Origin of the sequence: Actinosynnema sp. NPDC023794, from assembly GCF_040639675.1 — a bacterium.
Taxonomy (GTDB): Bacteria; Actinomycetota; Actinomycetes; order Mycobacteriales; family Pseudonocardiaceae; genus Actinosynnema; species Actinosynnema luteola.
Genome location: NZ_JBFAFR010000052.1, coordinates 12,821 through 33,228, shown reverse-complemented (window position 1 = coordinate 33,228; position 20,408 = coordinate 12,821). Strand labels below are relative to the sequence as shown.

Annotated in this window: 16 protein-coding genes; 9 read left to right on the top strand and 7 right to left on the bottom strand. The window is 71.0% G+C overall.

Annotation, left to right across the window (positions count from 1 at the left end):
• The first annotated feature begins 172 nt into the window (after nt 1-172).
• A complete protein-coding gene (locus AB0H12_RS43160) occupies nt 173-1,918 on the top strand; it encodes a ferritin-like domain-containing protein (RefSeq protein WP_499631952.1) in 1,746 nt (581 codons plus the stop codon).
• Between the two features lie 3 nt (nt 1,919-1,921).
• Here the strand turns inward: AB0H12_RS43160 and AB0H12_RS43155 are convergent, their stop codons facing one another.
• From AB0H12_RS43155 to AB0H12_RS43145, 3 genes are all read right to left on the bottom strand, one after another.
• A complete protein-coding gene (locus tag AB0H12_RS43155) occupies nt 1,922-3,121 on the bottom strand; it encodes a low temperature requirement protein A (RefSeq protein ID WP_499631949.1) in 1,200 nt (399 codons plus the stop codon).
• Between the two features lie 427 nt (nt 3,122-3,548).
• Nucleotides 3,549-4,283 carry an SDR family oxidoreductase gene (locus AB0H12_RS43150; protein WP_499631946.1) on the bottom strand — a complete coding sequence of 245 codons (735 nt, stop codon included), beginning with the start codon at nt 4,281-4,283 and terminating at the stop codon, nt 3,549-3,551.
• Nucleotides 4,284-4,301: 18 nt separating this feature from the next.
• A complete protein-coding gene (locus AB0H12_RS43145; RefSeq protein WP_499631944.1) occupies nt 4,302-4,682 on the bottom strand; it encodes a cupin domain-containing protein in 381 nt (126 codons plus the stop codon).
• A 210-nt stretch (nt 4,683-4,892) separates the two neighbouring features.
• Between AB0H12_RS43145 and AB0H12_RS43140 the strand changes: the two genes are divergently transcribed.
• Nucleotides 4,893-5,120: a hypothetical protein gene (locus tag AB0H12_RS43140; RefSeq protein ID WP_499631941.1), complete on the top strand. Its 228-nt coding sequence runs from the start codon at nt 4,893-4,895 to the stop codon at nt 5,118-5,120.
• A 106-nt stretch (nt 5,121-5,226) separates the two neighbouring features.
• A complete protein-coding gene (locus AB0H12_RS43135; RefSeq protein WP_499631937.1) occupies nt 5,227-5,430 on the top strand; it encodes a hypothetical protein in 204 nt (67 codons plus the stop codon).
• A gap of 28 nt (nt 5,431-5,458) precedes the next feature.
• Here AB0H12_RS43135 and AB0H12_RS43130 read toward each other — a convergent pair whose 3' ends face one another.
• Nucleotides 5,459-7,906 (bottom strand): ATP-binding protein, encoded by a 2,448-nt coding sequence (locus tag AB0H12_RS43130; protein ID WP_499631935.1) that lies wholly within the window; start codon nt 7,904-7,906, stop codon nt 5,459-5,461.
• A 98-nt stretch (nt 7,907-8,004) separates the two neighbouring features.
• Between AB0H12_RS43130 and AB0H12_RS43125 the strand changes: the two genes are divergently transcribed.
• Complete coding sequence (locus AB0H12_RS43125; protein WP_499631933.1) at nt 8,005-9,222, top strand: hypothetical protein; 1,218 nt, start codon at nt 8,005-8,007, stop codon at nt 9,220-9,222.
• A gap of 325 nt (nt 9,223-9,547) precedes the next feature.
• Here the strand turns inward: AB0H12_RS43125 and AB0H12_RS43120 are convergent, their stop codons facing one another.
• Nucleotides 9,548-10,342, bottom strand: a complete 795-nt coding sequence (locus AB0H12_RS43120) for a cellulose binding domain-containing protein (RefSeq protein ID WP_499631931.1) — start codon at nt 10,340-10,342, stop codon at nt 9,548-9,550.
• A gap of 265 nt (nt 10,343-10,607) precedes the next feature.
• Here AB0H12_RS43120 and AB0H12_RS43115 point away from each other — a divergent pair, with 265 nt between their 5' ends.
• Entirely contained in the window at nt 10,608-11,753 is a 1,146-nt protein-coding gene (locus AB0H12_RS43115; RefSeq protein WP_499631929.1) for a glycosyltransferase, read from the top strand.
• A gap of 157 nt (nt 11,754-11,910) precedes the next feature.
• Here the strand turns inward: AB0H12_RS43115 and AB0H12_RS43110 are convergent, their stop codons facing one another.
• A complete protein-coding gene (locus AB0H12_RS43110; RefSeq protein WP_499631927.1) occupies nt 11,911-12,486 on the bottom strand; it encodes a DUF4240 domain-containing protein in 576 nt (191 codons plus the stop codon).
• Nucleotides 12,487-12,825: 339 nt separating this feature from the next.
• Here AB0H12_RS43110 and AB0H12_RS43105 point away from each other — a divergent pair, with 339 nt between their 5' ends.
• Complete coding sequence (locus AB0H12_RS43105; RefSeq protein ID WP_499631925.1) at nt 12,826-14,484, top strand: amidohydrolase; 1,659 nt, start codon at nt 12,826-12,828, stop codon at nt 14,482-14,484.
• A gap of 171 nt (nt 14,485-14,655) precedes the next feature.
• Here AB0H12_RS43105 and AB0H12_RS43100 read toward each other — a convergent pair whose 3' ends face one another.
• The gene (locus AB0H12_RS43100; protein ID WP_499631923.1) at nt 14,656-15,813 is read right to left on the bottom strand and encodes a mandelate racemase/muconate lactonizing enzyme family protein; all 1,158 of its coding nucleotides are present in this window, start codon (nt 15,811-15,813) and stop codon (nt 14,656-14,658) included.
• Between the two features lie 121 nt (nt 15,814-15,934).
• On the opposite strand from AB0H12_RS43100, the gene AB0H12_RS43095 reads away from it, so the two are divergent.
• The 3 genes from AB0H12_RS43095 to AB0H12_RS43085 all read left to right on the top strand — a co-directional run bounded on the left by AB0H12_RS43095 (nt 15,935) and on the right by AB0H12_RS43085 (nt 20,398).
• A complete protein-coding gene (locus tag AB0H12_RS43095; protein ID WP_499631921.1) occupies nt 15,935-16,627 on the top strand; it encodes a FadR/GntR family transcriptional regulator in 693 nt (230 codons plus the stop codon).
• Between the two features lie 343 nt (nt 16,628-16,970).
• Entirely contained in the window at nt 16,971-18,392 is a 1,422-nt protein-coding gene (locus AB0H12_RS43090) for an ABC transporter substrate-binding protein (RefSeq protein ID WP_499631919.1), read from the top strand.
• Nucleotides 18,389-20,398 carry an ABC transporter permease gene (locus AB0H12_RS43085; protein ID WP_499631917.1) on the top strand — a complete coding sequence of 670 codons (2,010 nt, stop codon included), beginning with the start codon at nt 18,389-18,391 and terminating at the stop codon, nt 20,396-20,398. The genes AB0H12_RS43090 and AB0H12_RS43085 overlap by 4 nt, the downstream gene beginning before the upstream one ends.
• The last annotated feature ends 10 nt before the right edge of the window (nt 20,399-20,408 follow it).

Genomic DNA, 20,408 nt, shown 5'->3' with positions numbered 1-20,408 from the left:
CGACGATCTTCATGACGAGCCTTTCGGGCCGGGCGCCCGGCCGGTCCGGGCACCTCTGTCGCACACCAAGACCGGACAGCCCTCCCCGTTGTGACACCGCGGCGCGTCACAAACCGAGCCGCACCCCGGTCTGAGCTGTGTCCTGGACGATCTACCGAGACGAGGTTGCAGAATGCGCGCCGACGGCGCCCACGCGATCGACACGCTCGACGACCTCCGTCGCCACCTCCAGTGGGCGATTGAGCTCGAGCACGCGACCATCCCCCCGTACCTGTGCGCGCTGTACTCGCTGGACCCGGAACGCAATGGTGAGGCCGTGCAGGTCGTCGGCAGCGTGCTCGCCGAGGAGATGCTGCACCTGGCCCTGGCCGCGAACCTGCTCAACGCCGTGGGAGGCAGGCCCGAACTCGACATCCCGCGGCTGCTGCCCGCGTACCCGCACCCGCTCCCGCACGGCGACCGGACCGCGGAGGTCCACCTGGCCCCGTTCGGGCCGCGGGCACTCGACCTGTTCCTGCGCATCGAACAGCCCGCCTCGGCCGACGCGCCACCCCAGTCCGACGAGTACCGGACGATCGGGCAGTTCTACGCCGCGATCGGGGCCGGCATCCGCGGCCTGTGCGCGGAACTCGGCGAGGCCGCCGTGTTCAGCGGCGACCCGGCACGGCAGATCGGGGAGTTCCACCTCAGGGGTGGAGGCGGCCACGTCATCGCCGTCCACGACCTCGCCTCCGCGCTCGCCGCGCTGGCCGAGATCGTCGAGCAGGGCGAGGGTGCCGCACGCACGGACGTGTGGGACGGCGACCGCGACGTCTTCCACCCTGAACGTGAAGAAGTTGCGCATTACTACCGTTTCCAGGAACTCCGGCTCGGCCGCCGGTACCGCGCCGGCGACACGCCGCAGTCGGGGCCGACCGGCGAGGAGATCACGGTCGACTTCGACGGGGTGCTGCCGATGCGGCACAACCCGAGGACCGCGGACTACCCGGAAGGCAGCGCGATACGCGTGGCCCAGGAGGAGTTCAACCACACCTACAGCACTCTGCTCCACCTGCTGGAGCAGACCTTCAACGGCGGCCCGTCCCTGATGCGCGTCGCCACCGGCGTGATGTACGCGCTGCGGGCGCAGGCCAAGGCGCTCATGACGATGCCGACCGGCGACGGGCGGACGACCGCGGGCCCGACCTTCGAGTACGTCCCGCCCGAGCGGCGACGTTGGAGCACCGGGGATTCCCGGCGGATCACCGTGCTGGAGAACGGCCCCTACCTGGTGCACGGGCAGGTTCCACTGCGTCGCAAGAAGAAGATCGTCTCCGAGGACGGCCAGTCCCTGACCTGGCAGACGCACTGGGACATCCCGACGGAGGAGACGTACGCGCTGTGCCGGTGCGGACGGTCCGGCGCCAAGCCGTTCTGCGATGGCAGCCACGCCCGACCGGACCCGGGTGGAAGGCTCTTCGACGGCGCTGAAGCTCCGCCCATGCGCTCCTACGCCGAACTCCGGCACATCCACGACGGAGTGGGCATCTCGGCGCACCGGGTCGGCGAACTCTGCGTCCACGCCGCGTTCTGCATCGGCCGGACCAGGCCGATCGCCAAGATGCTGGACGACTCCGGCGACCCGGACACCCGGTCGCACATCATGGGCCTGATCGACCACTGCCCGTCCGGCTCGTACTCCTACAGCCTCAGCCGGACCACCGAGACCGTCGAACCGGACCTCCCACCCGCGATCTCGGTCCTGGAGGAGGAGAACGGCCTCGCCAGTGCTCTCTGGGTCACCGGACGCGTCCCCGTCGAACGTGCCGATGGGCAGCCCATCGAAGCCCGCAACCGCATGACGCTGTGCCGGTGCGGCCACTCGTCCAACAAGCCGTTGTGCGATGGCACGCACCGGTCGATCGGGTTCCGCGAATGAGCACTACGCCCTCAGCTCCACCTCCCGCCGCTGATGCGACACGACGGTCGAGGCGGTGACGACGACGCACACCGCCGCGATCAGGGCCACGGTGCCGGCCAACCCCACGGCCGGCACCGCCGTGGGCGAAAGCACGACGGCCAGGGCGCCGGCCAGCGGACCGCTGTGCCGGACGACCGACCGCCGGATGAACGGCGCGTGCACCACCCACAGCAGCACCAGGAACCCGGCAGCCGGCACCGCCACCGCGTAACCCGCCGTGACCGGCGAGATCGCGGCGTGGTGCCCGGCGTGCGCCACGGCGACCTCGAGCCCGGCGCCGAGGGCGGCGAGCGCTGCGAACAGCCCGAAATGACCGTAGCCCCACAGGTAGGACCGGTGCCGCAGCATGGCCAGCGCCTCGCCGCCCGGCTCCAGCGAGTACAGCCACCACAGCGCGAACATCAGCACCAGCGCCGATCCAGCGACCACGGTCAGCGACCACGTCCACCCCTCCCGCACCGCGACGTCGACACCGGTCGACGCGGCGAACACGCTCTCGCCGAAGAGGATGATCGTGAACAGGCCGTACCGCTCGGCGATGTGGTGCGGGTGCCAGGTCGTCCGTCCCCTGCGCTCCGCCCACGGCGGCACCACCAGCTCGACCAGCACGAGCGCGGCGAAGGCGGGTAGCAGCCAGTCGCCGGTGAGCACGCCGGACTCCACCAGCACGAGCCGCACCAGCCAGCCGGCCTGCGCGACAGAGATGCCCGCCGCGTAACGCAGCGCCGTACGCCTGCTCGCCGGGTCCTCGATCGCCACTCGCACCCACTGCGCGACGAGCGCCATCCGCATGAGGAGGTAGCCCAGCGTCACCGTCCGGAGATCACCTTCGGTGGCCGCGGGCACCCCGGCGGCGAGGACGAGCACACCGGCCATCTGGAGCATGGCCATCAGCCGGAAGACGACGTCGTCGGTGTCGTAGGCCGAGGCGAACCACGTGAAGTTCATCCACGCCCACCAGATGGCGAAGAAGACCTGGAGGAAGGGCATCACGCCCGACGACGCGTGACCGGCCTCGATCGTGTGCGCCAACTGGCTGACGGCACTCGCCACCGCTACGACGAACGTCAGGTCGAACAACAGTTCCAGCCGGGTGGCGACGCGGTTGGGCTCCTCGATCGAGCGCGCGCTCATCCGGACACGGATGTCGACGGTCCTCATGCTGTCCTCTGTTCTCTCGGGTCACCCCGTGAGACCGGACAGGGCACCGGGTTGTGACGAAGATCGGACGTGGGCCGACGGCCGGCCACGAAGTGGAGGGGAACGTTCGGGAACCGCGGTAGGCGGCCGAGGACCTGGTGCAGGACGTCTGGGTGCGGTGGCAGACGTACGCTGTGGATGCTCAACCCCGAGAGATCACGGCGGTGTCCGACGCGATCGAGTCGCCCGATTCGAGATCGCCGTGGTGCCCGGTCACCGGCGGCGACTGCGGAGGGGCTGAGCGTGCTCGACGACGTCGTGCGCGGGTCCGCCGAGGCGGGCCTGCGGGGCGACGTCGCCGCAGGCCGGGCCGCCTTGGACGCCGTCGCCGTGTGCGACAGCGGTGGCCGGGTGCCCGCACGGCAACCGCCGTGCGGGCCCGGGCCCGTCAGCGCGCGAGCCAGTCCCGATAGGCGGTCCCGGCGATGACGGCGTCGTCCTTGGCGACGAGGACGTCGCCCGGCACGGCGGCGAACATGCCGGCGCCGTCGTCGGTGACGACGGCGCGCTGGTCACCGCGGGCGGCGAGGGTGATCCGGCCCAACTCGTCGAGCGTGAAGACCTCGGGACCCGCGACCTCGCGGACGCCCCGCAGCGGCGCGCCCACACTGACGTCCGCCACCGCCTGGGCGACATCGGCCGCGGCGACGGGCTGGACGGGCGTGGCGGGGAGGCGGACGGCGTTCTCGTCGGAGGTCCAGGACAGCACCGCGTCGATGAACTCGAAGAACTGCGTGGCGCGCACGATCGAGTACGGCACGGGTCCGGCCTCGAGGATGTCCTCTTGGAGCACCTTGGCGCGGTAGTAGGCCAGGTCCGGCACCTGGTCGACGCCCACGATCGAGAGGATGACCGCGTGGCCGACGCCGGCGGCCTCGGTGGCCGCCAGCAGGTTGTCCATGGTCTTCTGGAAGAACGCGGGCGAGGCGTCGTCGAAGGTCGGCGAGTTCGTCAGGTTGACGACGACGTCGGCCCCTTCGAGAGCCTCGGGCAGGCCCTGCCCGCTGAGCAGGTCCAGACCGGTGGACGGCGAGTGCGGCACCGCGTCGTGCCCGCTCGCGTTCAGGATCTCGACCACCTGCGATCCGATGAGCCCGGTCCCGCCGATGACAGCGATCTTCATTTCTTTCGACCTTCCTCGTCAGTTCGTGCGCGGGGCCCGGCGGTCCTTGCGCCGGTCGAGTTCTTCGGCGTTCACGAGGTCGACCATGGGCTTGCCCGGTTCGCAGAGCATGGTGACGGTGAAGCGCACGGGGATGTCGTCACGGTTGTTGCCGTCCTGGTAGTGGATGACATCGCCACCCGGCTCCCAGAACGCCTCGCCGGCCCGCACGACACGTGCCGGCTCACCTTCGAGTTCGAACACCATCTCGCCCTCCAGCACGTAGCCGAAGGCCGGTCCGGGGTGCCGGTGCGGCGGGGTGCCGGGGTCTCCCGGCGGGTACTCGACGACCACGGTCATCGCGTGCGCACCCGCCGGGATGAATGGCGGCTCCGCCTCCTGCACCACGGTGAACGACATGGGAAGACCTCCTTGAAGAGGGGATGGGTCGGGACTCGCCGGCTAAGACCGGACACCCCTGCGGGTTGTGACTCGAGAGGTTTCGCGCGGGCGTGTCACAGGTCGCGGGCCTGTCCTGTCTGAGCTGACGCCGGGACCGCGACGGGCGGCCGGCGGACAGGAGGTCCTCGTGGAGATCGTCGTGACCGGCAAGGTCGCAAGGGGGCACGAGTGAGCACCCCGACCGGCGACAACGCCTTCCTTCACGACCTGGAGCTCACCGTCAGGGCAGAGCTCGCCGAGGCCGAGGCCGGGCGGCCGGAAGAGGAGGTTGTCGGCGTGCCGGTAGAGGAGTGGCTGTCCGATCCGGCGGAGGCCCAGCGCTACGAAGTGGGCCTCCGCGGCCTGCTCGGCGCGGTCGAAGCCGTGGAAGAGGGCTCCCGACCCCGCGACCGGTGACTCAGCCGGGTGCCGGCCGCGGACCGATCCGGCAGGGGCGTGTCCTGGAGCTGTTCGAGGTGGCAGCACGGTCTCGGCCGAGCCGACACGGTGTCCGACGGCGCCGGTGGCACATCCGCTCGGGGTCGGCGGGATACCCGGCGTGAAGGCGGACACCCCGCGGTGGCTCGCCGCGCCAGTCGTCGAGCACCGCGCGGAGCTGCGCGGCGTCGGTCACCAGTCGGTCATCCTGGTGATCTGGGTGGTCGAGCCGAGCACCCGTGGGCAGTCGGCCGCCAGGGCGTCCAGAGAGCGGATCGCCTTCGCCTGACCGTGACGACCGCTGACCGCCGCGGTCCTCAGCGGTGGGCCGCCGCGCCGTCGGACTCGGTCCGCGTCGGGGCTGGAGCCGCGTGCAGCCTGGCCCGCACCGGACCCGCGTCCGGGTGTGCCAGGTGGTCGAGGATGGCGGCGGCCCGCAACCACGTCGATCGTGCGCCCCCGGTGTCACCCACGGCCGCCTGCGAATCGCCGAGGTGCGTCAACGTGGTCGCCTCGAAGAAGCGCTCACCCGCGTCCCGCCACAGCGCCAGTGCCTGGCCGAAGCAGCGGATCGCCTCCCGGTGGTGGTGGAGGTGGTGGTGGGCGGAGCCCAGGCTGTCCCAGGCGTGCGCCTGCCAGTAGGTGTTGCCGATCTCCTCGTGCAGGACGAGCGCCCGCCCGCAGTGGTCGAGGGCGCTCTCGTAGTCGCCGAGCTGAATCTGGTACCAGCCGATGTTGTTGAGCGCATTGGCCTGGCCGTGCGTGTGACCGGCCAACGCGAAGCGGTCGAACGCCCGCCGCGCGTGCTCGAGCGCGGCTGGGAAGTCGGACTGCTGCTCGGCGAGGATGCCGAGGTTCAGCACCGTCCTGGCGGCGCCGACGTGATCACCGAGCTCGTCGTAGAGGCCGAGCGCAAGGCGCAGGTGCTCGCCCGCTTCGGCGTAGTGCTTGCGACGCAGGCACGCCACCGCCCAGTTGCGTCGTGCGCGGGCCTGCGCGTCGAGGTCCGCCTGCCTGGCGCCCGCGGCCACCGCGATGTGCTGGACCCTGCTCTGCTCGGCCCAGGCGCCGATCCGGTCGAGGTAGGTGCTCATCGACCACGCGAGTTGCCACGCCGGGGTGTCGAAGCCGTCGGCGGCGAGCTCGATCGCGTTGAGCAGCACCTGGTGCTCGGAGGTGAGCCACGCCCAGGCCTGCTCGCGTCCCGCGAAAGTCGGCACGGTCACCCCGTCCGGGAGCGGCGGCAACGTGATCGCGTCACGATGCGGGTACAGCAGCAGGTCCGCGGCGTGGGCGGCGTGGAGGTAGTGGTCGAGCAACCGGCCGATCGCCAGGCGTCCGCCCGCCGCCCCGTCGACTTCCTCGGCCTGCTCGGCGGCGTACGCCCGGAGCAGGTCGTGCATGGCATAGCGACCCGGCGACGGTTCGGACACCAGGTTGGCATGGGCCAGCGCCGCCAGTCTGCGGCGGGTGTCCGCGAGCGGCTGTCCGGCCAGGCTCGCCGCCGCGTCCGGCCCGAACCCGCCGCCCGGGTGCAGCCCGAGCAGCCGGAACAGCCGGGCGGTCGGCGCGTCGAGCTGCTTGCCGGACCAGGAGAAGACGAACCGGATGTCCATCGAGGGCTCGGCACTGGCGAACCCGTCCAACCGCGCCGCGTCCAGCTCGTCGGCAAGGCGGGAGAGGGGGAAGTCGGGGAAGGTCTGGGCGCGGGCCGCCACGACCGCGAGCGCGAGCGGCAGCCCGGCCGAGGAGCTGACGATGCGGCGCACCGCCTCCGGCTCCGCCGCGATCCGCCCCGCGCCGAGGCGCAGCGCGAGCACGTCCGCCGCTTCGGCGTCGGACAGCAGGTCCAACACGATCGGGTGCGCGCCCTCCGCGGCGACCAGCCCGGTCATCTGCTGCCGGCTGGTGATCAGCACGAGACAGCCCGGCGATCCGGGCAACAGCGGTCGAACCTGCTCGGCGTCACGGGCGTTGTCCAGCACGATCAACACCCGGCGGCCGACCAACATGCTCCGGTACAGCCCGGTCTGCGCGTCGCGGTCGGTCGGGACGCGCTCGACGGGCGCGCCCAACGCGTGCAGGAATCCCCTGAGCGCCACGGCGGGGTCCACCTGTGCCGACACCGCGTCGAAACCGCGCAGGTTCACGTACAGCTGGCCGTCGGGGAAGCGATCGGCCACCTGGTTGGCCCAGTGCACGGCGAGCGTGGTCTTGCCGACGCCCGCGGTGCCGCCGATCGCCGTGATCACCATCGCGGGGGCCGGCCGGGGATCGGCGAGCAGCCCCGTCAACCGCGCCAGGTGCCCGGCCCGGCCGGCGAAGTGGGGAACCGGGGCGGGCAACTGCCGCGGCACCACCCACGCGTCGGTCTCCGGCTCCGGTGAACGGGTGCGGGCCTGGCGACGACGCACCTCGCTCTGCGCGGCGACGGCGAGCCGATCGGTCGAGCGGTGACCGTCGATCGAGCCGAGCAGTTCCCAGTGCGCGGCATCCCACCGCCGCAGGTCGGCCAGTTCCTCCGGCACCCGTATGCCGGCCCGGTCGGCGCACGCCAGGCAGGCGCGGACGAAGCCGACGACGAAGTCCCACTCGGGCAGCGACTTCGCGTTCAGCTTGTCGCTCACGGTCGACCGGGCGAGCGGGTGGCCGATCGCGGTCGAGGACGAGGCGATCTGGCTCAACGACGGCGCCCCCGCGCACTGCCGCAACCGGTTGAGCTCACCGACGAACGCGTCCAACGCCTGCCTGGAGTGCTGCGTCATGATCCCACCCGGGTCGCCGACCGTCACACCACATCTCACCGCAGCCGTCCGCGTTCCGGAAACCGCCGGACAGCGCCGGGTGTTCCTAGCTTGGCCTCATGATTCCCACCAACAGCGCGTCCGGGGGACCGACCCGGCGCGACCTGCTGCGAGCCGCGGTCCTGGGCGGTGTGGCCACGGCGTTGCCCGTCGGCCTCACCGGACCCGCCTCGGCCGACCCGTCGGCCATGGCGCCCTCGCCCGCCGGCTTCTACATCGGGAGCGACGGCCGGCTCTGCACCGCCGGTCTCAGCTCCACCGGCCCCGTCGGCTCGACCGCGGTAGGCCCGGCCGGCGGCAACATCAGCACGGTCCGGCGGGCGGACGGCAGCGTCGCCGTGTTCACCATCGGCAGCCACGGTGGCCTGATCGCCGGGTTCACCAGTGCCGCCGGGTCCGGCATGAACTTCGTCCGGCACCCCCAGGGCGGCCTGGCCCCGCCCGGCGGCCGGATCGCGGCGGTGGAGGGGCCGACCGGGACCCACGTCCACTTCACCGGCTCCAACGGCGCGATCTACCACACCATGTACTCGAGGTCCGGTGCCCCGACCATCCCGTTGGCGCCCCTGGCCCAGCCCGGTTCGGTGTCGCCGTCCACCCCGCTGGCCGCGTTCCCGGTGTACGACCGGACCGGTGTGGCGTTCGTCGGCGCCAACGGGGGGATCCGCACCGCGGTGGCCCAGATCGGCACCGGCCCCTCCGGCCCGATCGCCGTGTGGACGACCACCGCGGCCACCCCGGCCGGCGTGGCCGCGCCCGGTACCCCGGTCACCGCGGCCTCCAGGACGAACGGCCCCGCCGCGGCGTTCTTCACCGGCACGGACGGACGGCTCTGGCGCATCCCCTTCGCCGGCCCCACCCCGCAACCGATGGTTCCGCTCTCCGAGGCCGGTGTGGCGCCGGTCGGCGCGCACCTGGCCGCGACCACGGCCCCGACCGGCGAGTCCATCGTCACCTACGCCGGGGCGGACGGCGCGATCCGAGCGGCCACCGATGCGTGGGGCTCTCATCCGCAGCCGTGGGTCATCGCCGGTCCCGCCTCGCACGTTCCCGGCGGGCCCGTTTCCGCGGTCTACGGCGGGAACGACTACCTCTACCTCGGTTGGTGCGGCCTCGACCGGTGGTGCTGGCTCATCTGGTGGTGGCTGCGCCGGCCGATCCCGATCCCACCACCGCCACCCGACCCCTACCACGAGCTGATCCGGATCAACTCGGTGCTTCCGATGCGATCGAACTTCAACGTGGGCGTGACGATGCCGGGGCTGGCCGTGCGCTGAACGACCCGACCCGTTCCCCGGGAACGGGTCGGGTCGACCCCGACAAGTGAGCCGGCCTCACGGAGTCCGGCAGATGTGTCCGCGTGACCCGCCGTTCAGGTCCTGCCGCCGTGCCTGGGGGTCACGGCGGACAGGAGCGACCCGGATGTCGTCGTCGTGCCGGTGTTCGCCGGCCTGCGCGCCGGCACTCGGCGTCCGGCGCGTGGGTCGACGACCGTTGCGCAACCCGGACGGCCCGCCGCAGCCCCAGGTCGAGTACAAGTTGCGCCAGGCCGCGGCGCGGCGATGGCCGATCCCGGTGTGGCAGGTGTGCGCGGGCGCGGCCTCAGTTCGAACTTCCTGGCGTGGTCGTGGGGGTGGGAGTGGTGGTCGGCAGGAGGTACGGCTCGGGGGTGCACCGCAGCCACGGTCCGCCGGCCCGGTGGGTGTACCGGCCGTGGAAGCCGATGGTCACCGATGCGCCGGGCGTCAGGAGGCGCTGTCCCGGTGATGCGGCGAAGGCCGCGCCGCGGCCGTACTGGCCCCACTCGCCGGGCCACGAGCCGACCACCTCCTCGTCGCCGTCGAACAGCGCGGACACGGTCCAGTCGGTGATCGGGGCCGTGCCGGTGTTGGTCACGGTGGCGGTGGTTGCGAAGCCCCCGGGCCACGAGTGGGTGGAGTGGGTGATCCGGCAGTTCCGGTTCACGTTGGGCGGCAACGGGATCGTGCTGGAGTACACCTGGATCACGCCGTCGGCCACGCCCGGCCCCGTCACGGTGAACGCCGCCGTGCCGAAGTCGCGCAAGGAGATGATCCTGACCGGCTGGGGCACGTTCCAGTCGGTCGGTGTGAAGGTCAGCGTGCGGCGCGAGCTCACGAACACCGGTCCGGACGTGCCGGTGCCGGCCAACGCGATGGCCACGCTCGTCGCCGCCGCCGGTGGGCCGGACAGCGACAGCCGGACGACCGCGCTCCCCGAGCCGGGCATGACCGCACGGCTCGTGCCGCCGTGGTCGACCACGACGGTGGGCGACTCGGCTCGGGCGTGCCCCGCCGCGAAGCCGGACAGGACCACCACCACTGCGGCGACGAGCGCCGGCAAAGCCAACCGCGGTGGCACTTCCCGGCGTACGACCATGTCTCCACACGATGGGACCGCGCCCGGTGCGTGTCAAGGGAAACCCCGAACACGTCGTCCCGCAACGTCCATGTCAAACCCCCACTCGAACACCGGATGAGAGGCTGACGATCCCGCCGCGTTCAACCGCCGCTCCGTCGCCCGGTATCAGGGCCACTGCCTGGCGAGACCGGACGACGGTCGCGACCCGCGGGCCGAAGTTGAGCGACTACCAGCGGAAACACGCATGGTCACCAGGTGCGGCCGGAGTCTACGCTCTGAGCCCGTGCGGATCCTCTTCTCCAGCCTCGGCCTCTACGGGCACACCTTCCCCCTGCTGCCGCTCGCCGTCGCCGCGCGGGAGCTCGGCCACGACGTCGACTACTTCACCGGCAAGGACTTCGCGGAGGTCTTGGCCTCCCGAGGCATCGAGCACGTCGAGGGCGGCATGTCGCCGCGCAAGGCGTTCGAGCTCGCGATCGCGGGGGCCAGGCCCGAGACGCCCAGCGGCGTCGACGCCGAGCGGGTCGCGTTCACGTTCGCCTCGGTGCTGCCGCGCAGCTTCGCCACCGGGCTGGCGCCGGTCCTCGCCGAGCGCAAGCCCGACCTGGTCGTGCACGAGTTCGGCAACCCCGGCGCGGGCTTGGCCGCGAAGGTCGCGGGTGTGCCCGCGCTGTGCCACTCGTACGGTCGGATGTGGCAGGAGCCCGACTTCGCCGAGCCCGCGCGCGACTACCTCGTCGCCCTCGGCGCGGAGCTGGGCGTCGAGGTGCCCCGGACCGACTCCATGGCGCTGGGTCACCCGTACCTCGACATCTGCCCGCCTTCGGTGCAGAACCCGGCGTTCCTGGCCTCGTCGGTGCACCGGATCCCGTTGCGGCCGGTGGCGTTCGCCGCAGCGGGGGAGTTGCCGTCGTGGGTCGGGGAGCACCGGGAGCCCTTGGTGTACCTGACGTTGGGCACGGCGTTCAGCCAGGCGGCGTCGTTGCGCACCGCCATCGACGGCCTGGCGGTGGTGGGCGCGAGGGTGCTCGTGGCAGCCGGGCCGAAGGTCGATCCCGGGGCGTTGGGCGAACTGCCGGACAACGTCGTGGTGCTGTCGTGGGTGCCCCAAGCCGACTTGCTGCCCCACGCGGACCTCGTGGTCCACCACGGCGGGGCGGGCACCACGATGGGCACGTTCGGCGCGGGCGCGCCGCAGCTCGTCCTGCCGCAGGCGGCCGACCAGTTCAACAACGCCGAGGTGGTGACCGAGGCCGGGCTGGGTGACCACCTGTTGCCCGAGGACGTGACCGCCGAGGCGATCGCGACCAAGGCTCGGCGGCTGCTCACCGACGAGGCCGTGCGCGACGCGGCCCGCGCGATGGCCGCCGAGGTGGCCGCGATGCCGTCGCCGCACGACGTGGCCCGCACGCTGCCCGACTACGCCTGAACCGCTCGACGCCGTGCCCGACCGCGAGTGGACGGCCGCGGCGTCGAGCGGTTCTGCGGGGTCGTCGTGCCTGCGCTGGGTCTCGAACCACGCGGCGGGCAAGGCCTCACCCTGCTGTCCCGCGAAGCCATCGATCCCGCACCCGCGCCGCCGAGGTTCAGGACAGGAACATCGCGGACAGCCTGGGGAGGTGCTCGCGGAACGCGCCATCGTCGGACCAGTGCCAACCCGGTCCCGCCGGTTCGTCCGGGCGCGACAGGGCGGCGAGCGCCTCGTCGACCGCCTCGTGGAACGAGTCCGTTCCGCCGCACACGCGTCTGCAGGCCTCTTCGACGCACGTGCTGATCGCCTGGTAGCCCAGCCAACCGCCACCCTCTTCGTCGGCCATCGCGCGGACCACGGGCACGTCGGCGAGCGTGTCGGGGTCGTCGACCGCGCGGGTGAAGACGTCCCGGCCTTGGAGGACGAGCCCGTCGCGGAAGTCCATGAACCCGTCGTCACCGCAGCCGCCCTCGACCAGGTACGCCGCGTGCCACAGCGGGTGGCGGTAAGCCGAGTCCGTGACCTGGACGTAGGTGATCTCCCAGTCGACGATGCCGTCCGGGCCGAGCTTCGCGAGTTCGTCGGTGAGCGCGTCGGGCAGCGGATCGTCCGCGTGGTTGCGGTCTCCCGCGCGGTCACCCACCGCGGCGCGGGCTCGTTCGACCACCGCCCACCAGTCGTCGATCTTCACCCGCGCATCGTATAGGGGAGTTCGGGCCGATCAGAGGGCTTCCCGGTGGTGGAGTGCTCACCGGGCCGCCCGCGTCGACGTCGTACTGGCCGTCGGCGGGGACGGTGAACGGGACGGCGAGGCCGGTGCCGTCGGCGGTGTCGCGGTCAGCGACTCGGCCTCGACCCGCGTGCTGGGAGCCGCCCACCCGGGCTGGGCCGCGGACCGTCCCGGTGACGAGACGTCGGAATTCGTGCTCGAACACGCGCGACCGCTGGTCGTGGATCCAGCCACCCAGTACCTTGAGTCGACCGTGTCGGCGTAGCTCTTCCCTCCCCTTCGCACTCAGGAGACGCCACCATGAGCCAACGCGCTGACCTGATCATCACGAACGCGGCCGTCTACACCTGCGACCCCTCCCGGGAGTGGGTCGAGGCGTTCGCCGTCGCCGGCGGCGAGGTCATCGCCGTCGGCAGCTCGGCAGAGGTGGCCGCACTGTCCACAGCAGACACAGAGGTTCTCGACGCCGGCGGGCGCATGGTGATGCCCGGACTGTGCGACGTGCACACCCACATCGGGCCGGGCGGCACGCAGGCCGCGTGGGAGCTGGCGTTCCCGCCCACCGACACCGTCGAGGAGATCCTGGCGAAGGTGGGGGAGCGTGCCGCCACGCTCGCGCCGGACGAGTGGCTCGTGGGCGGGATCGTCGGCAGCACCGTTCTCGACACCGTGGCCAAGGGCGGTTACCTGCGCGCTCTCGACGAGGCCGGCGCCGGCCGGCCGGTGATCCTCCGTGACGACTCCTTGCACAACCGTTGGGTCAACTCGCGCGCGTTCGAGCTGATGGGGGTCGGCGAGCACACGCCGGACCCCGAGGGCGGCACCTACGTGCGTGACGTCGACGGCAAGCTGACCGGCGTGCTCCACGAGATGGCGTCCAAAGTGGTCGAAGACACCGCGATCGCGTCCATCCCGGACCTGGCGGGCCGGCACGAGGTCTCGTTCAAGACCGCGCTGCGTATCCTGAACTCGTTCGGCGTCACCGCCGCCCAGGATGCCGGCACCCTGGAGTACGGGCTGCGGGCGCTGGCCGATCTCGACGACAGGGGCGAGTTGAGCGCCTGGGTCGTGGCCTCCCTCCCAGCCCGACCGTTCTTCGAGGAGGGCGTGGTCGGGGAGGACCTCTACGCGGTCGCGGACACCTACCGGCGAACGCACGTCCGGCCCGACTTCGTCAAGATGTTCCTCGACGGCGTTCCCATGACCCGGACGACGGCCATGCTGACGCCGTACCTGTGCCACGGGGACCACGAGGATCCCGCCTACAAGGGTGAGTCGTACTGGACGCACGACGACCTGGTCCGGGCTCTCGAACGATGCTGTGAACTCGGGCTCGGCGCCAAGCTGCACGCGACCGGGGACGCCTCGGTGCGGCTCGCGCTCGACGCCGTCGAAACGGTCCGAGCGGCACGGGGCGACGGCCCGGTCTTCCAGATCGCGCACGTGGAATACGTCGATCCCGCCGACCTCCCCCGCTTCGCCCGACTCGGCGTCATCCCCGACGCCTCGCCCTACATCTGGTACCCGAACGTCTTCCAGGAGAGCATCGCCAACCAGATCCCGCCGGAACCGTTCAGCCGCAGCTGGCCCTGCAAGGACTTCGTGGACAGCGGCGCGCTGCTGTCGGCCGGTTCCGACTGGCCGGTCGTGCCGGTGCCCAACCCGTGGATCGGCCTGGAAACGCTCGTCACCCGCGCCAACCCCGACCGGGCGGTCCCCGGTGAGCTCAATCCCGGTCAGCGGCTGGCGTTGCCCGACGCCATCGCGGCGTTCACCCGCAACTCCGCCAAGGCGATGGGGCTCGGGGAGGTCATCGGAACCATCCGGCCCGGTTTCTCCGCGGACTTCGTCGTGCTGAACCACAACCTGTTCGACATCGCGCCCGACCGGATCCACACCACGCAGGTCGAGCGGACCTTCTTCCAGGGCAAGGCCGTGTACGAGAGGTCCGCCGGCTGACCGCAACCACCGGGAAGGCAACGCGGCACCACGGCAGGCCCGCCCTGTGCTTGCCGAGAATGCGTCCGTGCAGGTCCGGCGGGGGTGGTACTGGTCGAGGGTGCCGTTCAGCAGCTGCCGTCGGCGGATGTCGGGCCGAGTGACGGGCACGCCTGATCGGCTGCTGTTCCGCTACTCGAACACCCCGTAGCCCGCGACGGCGTGTGCCCGGACGCCGTCCAGGTCGAGCTCCACGCCGATGCCGGGAGAGTCGGGAAGCGTGATGTAGCCGTCCTTGATGATCGAGCCACTCCCGTCCAGGGCGTGGACGTAGCTGTCCCACACCGCGCGCTCCTCCAGGGCGTGCCATTCCTGGACGAGGAAGTTGGGGATCGCTCCGCACAGGTGCGACGTGGCCATCGTGCCCAGCGGCGTCGACACCAGGTGCGGTGCGAAGGGGATGTAGTGGAGCTCCGCGAGGTTGGCGATCTTCTTGGCCTCGGCGAGGCCGCCGCACTTCGGCACGTCCGGCTCGATGACGTCCACCGCGCCGCGTTCGAGCAGCTCGCGGAATCCCCACCGCAGGTAGAGGTTCTCGCCCGCGCAGATCGGCGTGCGGGTCTGGACGCGCACCCGCGCCAGCGCGTCGACGTTCTCCGCCGGCAGTGGCTCCTCGAGCCACATCAGGCGGAACGGCTCGAGCTCCCACGAGATCCGGCACGCGCTCGGCACGTCGTAGCGGGCGTGCAGGTCGATGGCCAGGTCGACGTCCGGTCCGATCGCTTCCCGGACGGCCGCCACGCGCTCGACCATCGATCGCAGCTCGGCGGCGTTGATCGTGTGGTTGAAGGCGTCGAACTTCGCCGCGTGGTGCAGGTCGTCGATGTCGAACTTGATGGCGGTGAAGCCTTCGGCGACCATCCGTTGGGCCCGGTCGACGCACCCGGCGATCGAGCCCGCCGGGTCGTCGCCGTCGCCGCAGTCGGCGTAGAGGCGGATCCGGTCGCGGAACTTCCCGCCGAGCATCCGGTAGACCGGCTGGCCCGCGGCCTTGCCCGCCAGGTCCCACAGCGCGAGTTCGATACCGGACAGGGCGATCACGAACACCCCGCCCTGAGGGCCCGCGAAGACCCTGCCGCGGCGCAGCTTCTCCCAGCACCGCTCGACGTTGCGCGGGTCCTCGCCGATCAGGAGCGGCGTCAGGAACTCGATCATCCCGACGACGGCGGCCGCGCCGGCATCGGGATTGGCCTCTCCGAACCCGCTGAGGCCCTCGTCGGTGTCGATCCGCACCAGCGTGGCCTGACCGTGGTAGGCCACCACCGCCGTCGTGACCTTCACGATCCGCATCGCTCTCCCGCCGCCGGGTCGTGCCTGAACGGACTGTCGCGGTACCCAACTTGTCCTATAAGCTGATGACATGCAAAGGGGGCAGGAGTCTCCGGACGCTGTCAAGGTCCGGACTCTCCCGGTGCAGGTGGCGGCTCACCTGACCCGGCGCATCGTCAGCGGCGGGATCGAGGACGGTCGGGCCCCGTCGGAGCTCGACATCTCCCGGGAGTTCGGGGTGTCGCGCGTGGTGGCGCGGGAGACGCTCAAGATCCTCGCCTCGCTCGACATCGTCGACGTCGCGCAGGGCCGCCGCGTCGTCGTGCGCCCCCGCGCGGAGTGGGACTACCTGAGCCCGTTGCTGGTCGAGTGGCTGCCGTCGGAGATCGTCGGCGAGCTGTTGCGGGAGCTGCACCAGCTGCGCGCGCTGCTCGAGCCCGAACTCGCCGCGATGGCCGCGGCCATCGCCACCGACGAGACGCTGGACCGGCTCAAGGTCCAGGTCGACCGCATGTCGGAGCTGGAGTCGGACCCCGACGCGTACCTCGAGGTCGACCACGAGTTCCACATGGAGATCTGCCGGGCGGCCGACAACCGCATCCTCGACCGGATCATGTACTCCGCCCGCTGGCTCGGCACGGCGAGCCGACGCATCACCAACGAGGCGCCGGCCGCGCTGCGCGGGGCCACCGCCGACCACACGGAGATCTACGAGGCGATCGTCGCGCGCGACCCGGCGGGCGCCCGAGCGGCGATGCGCACGCACCTGAGCAACAACTCCATGCTCCTCGCGGAGATGGAGCAGCAGACCAAACGGGCCGCCCGGCGGCGTTAACGCACTGCACGACCGAGATCCGGACCGATGACAGGGGCGGACGAGGCATGGCAGCACCGGAGATCCCGCCGATCCGGCCGGGTCTGATCGGCACCGGACTCGCCGCGCCGTGCCGTGCCGTTCGAGGCGTGATCGGTCGGCAGCGTCACGCGGAGCGTGGCCCACGCGGTGGTCGTCCAGCGGACCGGGCCGTTCGACGGTCTACCCAGGACGACGCATCAGCAGTTCAACGTCGTTCGCCGCTGGAACGACCCGGCGGCCCGGCGCTCGCCTCGCTGTCCCGCCGGTCGCAACGTCGCCCCGTCGGTAAGCGTCCGCTCGATCGGACGCGAGAGGAGTGGTCATGGAAGAGAAGACGGACTTATCGAGGCGCACCTTCCTCGGGATGAGCGCGCTGGGCGTGCTCGGTCTCGCCGGGTGCGGGGGAGGCCCCGCCACGCCGCAGGTCGACGTCCAGGTGCCCCAAGCGCTGCTCGACCAGGCGGCTTCGCTCCGCGGTGGGTCGGTCGGGATGCTCTCGCAGAAGCTGTACTCGGAGACCGCCAACCAGGCGCTGGACAAGTCGCTCCAGGCGTTCGCGCAGGCCACCGGCACCACGATCAACAACGACCTGGTCTCCGGCGACGCCGGAGACATGGTCGCGAAGATGGACACCGAGGTGAAGGCGGGCACCGCCCGCGACCTGGCCTTCCTGAGCGACCGGCGGTTCGTCGGCCAGCTCCACAACCTCGGCGCCCTCACCGACGTCACCGACGTGGTCGAGGAGATGCGCGCGCTCTACGGTGAGCCCGCGACGGAGGCGACCAACTTCTGCGTGTTCGACGGGCGCTGGTTCGCGATCCCGTACCACTTCATCGCGACCGCGATGTACCTGCGCAAGGACTGGTACGAGGAGAAGGGCCTCCCGCTCAAGCCCCACTACACGTGGGAGGAGTTGCGCGACAACGCCTTGGAGGTCTCCGACCCGGCGAAGCGGCGCTTCGGCTGGGGTATCACGGTGAACCGCTCCGGCGACGCCAACGGCTTCATCACCAACGTCATCAACTGCTACGGCGGGGCGATCGCGGACAACACCGGCGAGAAGGTGGTGTTCAACTCGCCGGAGACCGTCGCCGCCGTCACGTTCATCGGCGACATCTACACGAACCCGAAGTACGCGCCGATGCTGCCGCCCGGGATCGGGAGCTGGACCGACTCGAGCAACAACGAGAACTGGCTGGCCCAGATCCTGGGGCTCACGCTCAACCAGTTCAGCGTCTATGCCGACTCGAAGACCAAGAACAACCCGGTCTACGCCAACACGCACCCGTTCAACGGCGCCACCGGACCGGCGATCGACCGGCCGCTCGCGTTCGGCGAGTCCAACTCGTTCGTCGTGTTCAAGGGTGCGAAGAACCCCGACCTCGCCAAGCTGGTGGCGAAGTTCATGGTCAGCGGGAGCGCGCTGCTCGGTGTCGCGAAGGGAGCACCGTGCCTGGTCAACCCCGCGTGGGACAAGGTGTGGGACTCCGACCCGTACTACACCAGCGGTGACCCGGCCTTCCCCGCGCTGCGGGAGCAGACCCGCGTGCCGCTCCCGCTGACCACCAAGACCGGCTACGCGTTCCCCCAGGCACCGAGCCCCGGCGAGCAAGCCGCCACCGCCGCCTACCTGCTGACCGACATGATGCAGGCGGTCATCCAGGGCACCCGGCCGGCCGACGCCGTTGCCTCGACCCACGCCAGGATCGTCCAGGTCTTCGAGCAGCAGGGCTACAAGCAGTGACCGTCCTGCGTCCGCGTCCGGCGCCGGCCCGTCCGGCGCCGAGCACGTCGTCCTCGCTCACCACGTCGCAGCGGTTGCTCGGGCGCGACTGGCGCCTCGCCGCGGTGTTCATCGGGCCGACGCTGTTGCTGGTCGCAGGCCTGATCCTGTTCCCGATCGTCAGCTCGATCTTCACCAGCGCCACGGAACGCCACGGCGCGGAGACCGTCTGGGTCGGGCTGGACAACTACACCGCCCTCATAGACGACGCCGTGTTCCACAAGGGCGTGCTCAACTCGTTCGTCTTCACCGCGTACGCCGAGATCTTCAAGGTGACCCTCGGTCTCATCGCGGCGTTGATGCTGCACCACATGCGCCGAGGCCGCGCGATCGTCGCCGGGGTGATCCTGCTGCCGTGGGTGGTGCCGACCGTCGTCACGGCCTTCACCTGGCGCTCGTTGTTCGACCCGATCTTCGGCAGCATCAACGTCCTGCTCACCGACTCCGGGATCGGGCCCGCCCTCGCCACGATCGGGCTCGTCGACTCCTGGCCCGCGGAGTGGCTGTCCGATCCAGCGCTGGCGATGCCGGCGGTCATCCTGGTCAACGTCTGGAAGGGCATCCCGTTCTTCGCGGTGACGTTCCTCGCCGGGCTCAAGGCCATCGACAGCGGTCTCTACGAGGCGGCGATGGTGGACGGCGCCTCGCCGTGGCAGCGCTTCGTGCACATCACGCTGCCGGGGCTGCGCAACATCATGATCGTGACGGTGTTGCTGTCGTCGATCTGGACGTTCAACAACTTCGACCTGATCTGGCTGATGACACAGGGCGGACCGGGCGACGCCACCGCCCCGTACGTGATGGTGGCCTACTCCAAGGCCATCCAGCAGCTGCAACTGGGCGCGGGCGCCGCGGTGACGTTGGTGATGCTGCCGATCATCGGCATCCTCGTGGTGATCCTCGTGCGGATGATGCGCCGCGGCGACCAGCCCGGCGCAGGCGACGTGGGGCGCGGGCGGCTGACCCCCGCTCAGCGCCGGGCGCTGCCGTGGGTGGTCGTCGTGGGCTCGATCCTCGTGCTGGTCTGGGCGTCGCCGCAGATCGTGTGGAAGGCCGCGCTCGTGCTGGGCGTGTTCGTGGTGCTCGCCGCCGCCGTCGGCCGGATCGTCTCCGCGCTCGCCGCGCGCGGCAACCGGCTGGCCGCACGCCTGGTCGGAGGCACCGGCACGGGGATCGCACTCGTGGGTCTGCTGGGCTTCGTGCTCGCACCGCTCTACTGGATGACGGTCACGGCCTTCAAGTCCGACAACCAGATCGTCGCGCGCACCGACGACCTCTGGCCGACCCCGTGGAGCACCGAGCAGTTCACCAACCTGTTCACGGGCAGGGCGTTCGGCACCTGGTACGTCAACACGATCCTGGTGTCGGTGGCGTCCACCGTGATCGCCCTGGTCTGCGCGGCGCTGGCCGGCTACGCGCTGGCGCGGCTGAAGTTCCGGGGTTCGGAGAGCTTCACGGTGACGATCCTGCTCACCTACGTGATGCCGGGCGCGCTGCTGTTCATCCCGCTGTACCAGATGATGAGCGGGATCGGGCTCAACGACTCGTTGTGGTCGCTCGTGCTCGCCTACCCCACGTTCACCCTGCCGTTCGCGACGTGGCTGCTCGTCGGCTACTTCAAGTCGATCCCGGCCGACCTCGAGGAGGCCGCGCTGGTCGATGGCTGCACGCGGTTCGGGGCGTTCATCCGGATCGTGCTGCCGCTCGCCAAGCCGGGTCTGCTCGCGGTCGCGCTGTTCACGCTCACCAACGCGTGGAACGAGTTCCTGTTCGCCTTCGTGTTCATCACCAAGGACGGCTACAAGACGCTGCCCGTCGGCATGCAGTCGATGATCTTCGGTGACGTCGTGCCGCAGGGGCAGCTGGCCGCCGCCTCGCTGCTGATCAGCATCCCGGTCGCGATCATGTACGGGTTCGGGCAGCGGTTCCTGACCGAGGGCCTCACCGCGGGGGCCGTGAAGGGATGAACTCGTAGGT